At 39.6% G+C, this 6,300-nt stretch carries 7 protein-coding genes; all 7 read left to right on the top strand.

From position 1 onward, the window contains the following. Positions 1-481: 481 nt before the first annotated feature. A complete protein-coding gene (locus V7201_RS04915; protein WP_335375666.1) occupies positions 482-652 on the top strand; it encodes a YpmA family protein in 171 nt (56 codons plus the stop codon). Positions 653-736: 84 nt separating this feature from the next. Continuing rightward, entirely contained in the window at positions 737-1,222 is a 486-nt protein-coding gene (locus V7201_RS04910) for a cell wall elongation regulator TseB-like domain-containing protein (RefSeq protein WP_335375665.1), read from the top strand. Positions 1,223-1,394: 172 nt separating this feature from the next. After that, positions 1,395-2,582 (top strand): pyridoxal phosphate-dependent aminotransferase, encoded by a 1,188-nt coding sequence (locus tag V7201_RS04905; RefSeq protein WP_335375664.1) that lies wholly within the window; start codon positions 1,395-1,397, stop codon positions 2,580-2,582. A gap of 128 nt (positions 2,583-2,710) precedes the next feature. Beyond that, positions 2,711-4,006 (top strand): asparagine--tRNA ligase, encoded by a 1,296-nt coding sequence (asnS, locus tag V7201_RS04900; RefSeq protein ID WP_335375663.1) that lies wholly within the window; start codon positions 2,711-2,713, stop codon positions 4,004-4,006. Between the two features lie 426 nt (positions 4,007-4,432). Then, positions 4,433-5,140 (top strand): DnaD domain-containing protein, encoded by a 708-nt coding sequence (locus tag V7201_RS04895; RefSeq protein ID WP_335375662.1) that lies wholly within the window; start codon positions 4,433-4,435, stop codon positions 5,138-5,140. Positions 5,141-5,290: 150 nt separating this feature from the next. After that, on the top strand, positions 5,291-5,941 hold the full coding sequence (gene nth / locus V7201_RS04890; protein WP_335375661.1) for an endonuclease III: 651 nt from the start codon (positions 5,291-5,293) through the stop codon (positions 5,939-5,941). After that, on the top strand, positions 5,942-6,300 hold a 359-nt coding region (locus V7201_RS04885; RefSeq protein ID WP_335375660.1), incomplete at its 3' end, for a YpoC family protein.

Raw genomic sequence — 6,300 nt, 5'->3', positions numbered from 1 at the left:
CCTCCGAAAATGCTAACGCATTTTCAACGTGCGTGGGCAGGTTCGAGTAAGCCTATTCAAAGTCATGCTGGAGCAGCGGGACAGCTGAGTCCCCGCAGGCGCTTGAAGTGCCGAGGAGGTTCAGCGCCCTCACCGCGGAAAGCGATTATCCTGGAGTGGTATTGAACACTACGCCAAAAACAACAATGTTTACGAAAACAGCCTTTAAAAAAAGTTTGAATTATAAAGGACTATTTCTTTTATTGTAAAGAACCTTTGAAATCATGCACTAATTAAAGCGATTGAATAAAGCGAAGAAAAAACTGCGCGTTTTATGCGCAGCCATTCATGTGTGTGGACTAGAAATGTATTGTTGGGGTAGTTATACTCTTACCAGTGATGCTATATTCCTGATATAATGAGTATTGTGATTCTAGTATTGCCTACTTTACACTTACATATTAATGACAAAAATTGTTGTTTCAAGAGGAGGAATTCCAGGATGGAAAGCAAAATCGAAGTTTTAACAACAGTGAAAATCCAGCAAAGTCCCGATTTATATAAAATTGTGGATGCCCTGAACAGAACCTTAAAGCATGATGACCTTATGTTTGGGCTTGCACTGGACCAGGAAGACAAAGAAAAAGCAGTATTTACAATTTATCGTACATAAAGAGTTGGAGCAGTGATAGCTGCTAGGCACTAATATATGTGTTCAATCCTTACCAAAAGAGCTTGCATAAAAGAAGGGGTTATTGTGAAAAAATGGATTTTATTCAGTGTTCTCACGATTGTCGTCATTGCGGGAATTCTGATTAATGTATACTTAAATGCCACCGAACCGTTAAAGGCTGCAGAAGAAAAGGCTGTGCGAATTGCCCAAGAGCAAACAAACTTGAAAGATTTCAGACAGTTCAGCCTATATAGCGGCGAAGAAACCTACTATGTAATGACAGGAAAAAACTCCAAGCAGGAAGATGTATATGTCTGGATCAATGAAAAAAATCGTGAAGTCCTGACCAGAAATGCTAAAAATGGAATCACGAAAAAAGAAGCTTTAAATAAACTATATGAAGAAAAGAATCCCAATGAAATTGTAGAAGTCAGGCTCGGCATGGCTAGGATTCAAAAGACGGACAGGCCGGCATGGGAGATTTACTACCGTAACACCAACGATACAATTAATTATTATTATGTTGATTTCGATACTGGAGAAAAATTAAGGGCGATTGATAATTTATAAGAATTTTTATAGCAAATTTCGCAACTGCTGTTCATTCTATTTACTCTGAATGCTACTTTGATACCAATAGATCACATTAAGCGGAAGGTAAGAAAAAAATGTTCGTTTTCGTTTAAATGAAAAAATGAAAGCAGAAAATCTGCAATTCTTAAAATACTTGGGAGGTAAAAGGATGGAATTCCAGTTAGCCAGCAGAGTGGGAGCTCTCACTCCTTCTTCAACATTGGCAATTACCGCAAAAGCAAAAGAATTAAAAGCTCAGGGGAAAGATGTGATTGGACTCGGAGCAGGTGAGCCTGACTTTAATACACCACAGCATATTATCGATGCTGCTGTGAAGTCCATGAATGAAGGTTTTACAAAGTATACACCTTCAGGCGGACTTCCGGAATTAAAAAAGGTAATTGCCTCAAAGCTAAAGCGTGACCAGGGGCTAGAGTATAAGCCCAATGAGATTATTGTCACGAACGGCGCAAAACATGGCCTATATACATTATTCCAGGTGCTGCTGAACGATGGTGATGAAGTAATCATTCCAATTCCATATTGGGTAAGCTATCCAGAGCAAGTTAAGCTCGCCGGAGGAAACCCGGTTTATGTTGAAGGGCTTGAACAAAATGATTTCAAAATCACACCTGAACAGCTTAAAGAGAAAATCTCCAGCAAGACTAGAGCTGTAATCATCAATTCACCAAGCAATCCAACAGGAATGGTCTACTCTAGGGAAGAACTGAAAGCTCTGGGCGATGTTTGCCTTGAAAAAGGAATTTTAATTATTTCAGATGAAATCTATGAAAAATTAATATATGGAAATACTCAGCATGTTTCTATCGCGGAGATTTCTGAAGATTTAAAGGAGCAAACCATCATCATAAATGGTGTATCAAAATCCCATTCTATGACAGGATGGAGAATTGGCTACGCGGCTGGTAACAGCAAGATCATCAATGCAATGACCGACCTCGCAAGCCATAGTACATCCAATCCTACAACTCCTGCCCAGTATGCTTCTATTGCAGCGTACAATGGATCCCAGGAAGCTGTAGAAATGATGAGAACTGCATTTGAAGAAAGACTTGAAATCATTCATGCTAAATTAAACGAAACCCCAGGATTCTCATGTGTCAAGCCACAGGGAGCATTTTATTTATTTCCAAATGCCAAAGAGGCAGCACGTCTAAGCGGATGCAAGGATGTTGATGAGTTTGCTGAAGTATTGCTGACAGAAGCAAATGTTGCTGTCGTGCCTGGTTCAGGATTTGGTGCACCCGATAATCTGCGTCTCTCCTATGCGACTTCCCTAGATCAATTAGAGGAAGCCATCAGCCGCATTCATCAATTTGTAAATGGACGATCATAATCAAATATGCGGAGAATCTTAAACGATTCTCCGTATTCTAAGTTTGAGTGTTGCCTGAGCCTATGGGCAAATGTATAATGAAAACAATACATACTACCAGCTTTGTTTATTTTTGGAGGGAACAATAAGTGAATAAATCAACAATCTCAGAAGTCCATAAATATGAAGGAAAAGAAGTGAAAATTGGAGCTTGGGTTGCAAATAAGCGTTCGAGCGGAAAGATTGCTTTCCTGCAGCTTCGTGACGGGACAGGCTTTATTCAAGGAGTCGTGGTTAAGAGTGAGGTAGCCGAAGAAGTATTCCAACTGGCGAAATCAATCACTCAAGAATCCTCCCTTTATGTAACTGGAACAGTTACGAAGGATGAGAGATCAGCTCTAGGTTATGAATTGCAAGTCAATGGAATTGAAGTAATCCATCAGGCAACTGATTATCCGATTACACCAAAAGAACATGGAACTGAGTTCCTCATGGATCACCGCCATTTATGGCTGCGTTCAAAACGTCAGCATTCAGTGATGAAAATCCGTAATGAAATCATTCGTGCCACATATGAATTTTTCAATGAGCAAGGATTTTCAAAGGTAGATCCGCCAATTTTAACAGGTAGTGCTCCTGAAGGAACAACAGAATTATTCCATACTAAATATTTCGAAGAAGATGCTTTCTTATCTCAAAGCGGTCAGCTTTACATGGAAGCTGCTGCAATGGCACTTGGAAAGGTATTTTCATTCGGTCCGACTTTCCGTGCTGAAAAGTCAAAAACACGCCGTCACCTAATTGAATTCTGGATGATTGAACCAGAAATGGCATTTTATGAGTTTGAAGACAGTTTAAAAGTGCAGGAAGAGTATGTATCTTATATCGTTCAATCAGTAGTGAAAAATTGCCAAATCGAATTGCAAACATTAGGACGTGATGTATCAAAGCTGGAAAACATCAAGGCTCCATTCCCAAGGATCACTTACGATGATGCAATTAAATTCCTGCATGAAAAAGGATTTGATGATATTCAGTGGGGAGATGACTTTGGTGCTCCACATGAAACTGCCATTGCAGAAGCTTATGAAAAGCCTGTTTTCATCACCCATTATCCAACATCATTAAAACCGTTCTACATGCAGCCGGCTGCTGATCGTGAAGATGTGGTCCTGTGTGCGGATTTAATTGCACCAGAAGGATATGGCGAAATCATCGGTGGCTCTGAGCGTATCCATGACTATGATTTGCTGAAACAGCGTCTGGAAGAGCATGGCTTGGCGCTTGAATCATATGAATGGTACCTGCAGCTTCGCCAGTTTGGATCTGTTCCACATTCAGGATTCGGATTGGGACTAGAAAGAACAGTGGCCTGGATTAGCGGGGTAGAGCATGTTCGCGAATCCATCCCGTTCCCTCGTTTATTGAACCGTTTATATCCATAAGCATCCAATAGAAAAGGCCCGTGAATTTACGGGCCTTTTTTGTTAACAGATTTTCACGGCGCACTTATTGTTCAAAATTATTATAGGCATGAGAAAATGAATCACAAGGAAGGCTATTATGGGTAGGTGAATATCTCTAATGACTCTTATTGGAACATACATAATGCTTTTTTCTCCTGTTCATTGTTCCAAGGACCCTTATTGGAACATTGATAATGCTTATTTTTTCATTTCATTGTTCCAATGACCCTTATTGGAACATCGATAATGCTTTTTTCTCCCGTTCATTGTTAGAATATGCTCTTATAGGAACATCCGTTTTCTTGTTTTTTTTGCTATTTTTCGACTAATTTCCCTTTTTAATCTTTTTCTATTTTATTACCAGCCGGGCTTGTTCATGCTATACTATGAAAAGAGGTGTCCGGAATGAAAAAAGCAGATATGTTAGATTGGCTGAAGGAAGGGAATATTACCATTCCTGCTGTACTGCTTACACAGTACAAAGAAATGAGATTAAACGAACAAGAGTTAGCACTTTTACTTCATGTATTCTACTTTTCGGAAAAAGGAAACGAATTTCCTACTCCTATGGAACTTGCTGCCAACATGACGATATCAGCCTTCGAATGTACAGATTTGCTCCGAGCACTGATTCAGAGAGGGTTTATATCAATCAATGATGGCGATTCTTCAGACGGAATCAGATATGAGAAATATTCACTGGAGCCACTCTGGGAAAAGCTTTTTGATCAATTCATGCTCAAAAGGAAGAAAGAAAAAGAGCTTCTTGTCCGACAAGAAGAAACGGACTTATATACTTGTTTCGAAAAGGAGTTTGGCAGGCCATTATCACCGTTTGAATGCGAGACTTTGGCGATGTGGATGGACGATGATCATCATGACCCGATAATCATTAAGGCTGCTTTAAGGGAAGCTGTCATATCCGGCAAGCTGAATTTTCGGTACATAGACCGAATTCTTTTTGAGTGGAAGAAAAATGGAATTAAAACGATTGAACAAGCTAAAAGTTATGGGAGAAAATTCAGGCAGCATCAGAACCTGCAAAAGGCAGGGAAGGAAGAACCAAAGGTTTCTCCAAATCCTGTGCCATTTTATAATTGGCTTGAACAGTAATCTTCTACGAGAGAATTCATTCTCTCGTTTTTTTATCCAGGCTCTTTTGCAAAATTTATTGATTAAAAAGAGGCTTGATCAGTATTATTTAGTTGGCTCTCAACCTATCAGGTTTAAGCCATTATCACTTTAAAAGCGCGGGTGAAGTCAATGTTAAATAAGCAAGAAATAAGATATTGCCTTGATGAAATGGGCAAATTGTTTCCAGATGCCCATTGTGAACTGGTTCATTCCAATCCTTTCGAACTAGTCATAGCTGTAGCGTTGTCGGCCCAGTGTACAGATGCATTGGTGAACAAAGTAACAAAAGGATTATTTGAAAAATATAGAACACCCGAAGATTTCCTTAGTGTCCCTCTGGAGGAGCTGCAGCAGGATATCAGATCAATAGGGCTATTTCGAAATAAGGCTAAGAACATCCAAAATCTGTGCAGACTGCTTATTGATGAGTACGGCGGAGTAGTTCCCTCTGATCGAGATGAATTGACTAAGCTCCCTGGTGTAGGAAGAAAAACAGCTAACGTTGTTGTTTCTGTTGCATACGGTGTCCCAGCAATAGCAGTGGATACTCATGTTGAAAGGGTCAGTAAGCGACTAGCATTTTGCCGTTGGAAGGATTCCGTTTTGGAAGTTGAAAAAACTTTGATGAAAAAGATCCCAGAGGACGAATGGTCTATCACTCATCATCGAATGATTTTTTTCGGCCGATACCATTGCAAAGCGCAAAATCCAAAATGTGAGACGTGTCCTTTGCTTGAGATATGCAGGGAGGGCAAGAAGCGAATGAGGAGCAGAGACTAAGTGGAAAAAGAATTTCCTTTAGCAGAGATTGAGGAACTAAGCCATAATATTTTCCTGAGGTGGAAGCAATCACAGCTTGCACTCGAAGGCTTTTTTAAAAATAGAGAAGGCGAACAGGTATTGCCAATAATGAAAGACTCAATTGAGCTTTTTTATCAATACCTATTTATTTCAAACGGTAACAAGGTTAATAGGAAAATCAATGATTATCTTGTTAAGCCTGTAAACGTCCTGGAAAGGCTCAATTTCATTGAGACAAAGCCGCATCTTTATCACTCTTATGTACAATTGGCAGAACTGTTTACTGAACAGGAGAAGCTGTTTGCCAAGAATATGGCTTTAAATAAAATCAAAAAAAG

It is taken from the genome of Bacillus sp. JJ1122, from assembly GCF_036964885.1.
GTDB lineage: Bacteria > Bacillota > Bacilli > Bacillales > Cytobacillaceae > Mesobacillus.
This window is presented reverse-complemented; position numbering and strand designations above follow the sequence as displayed.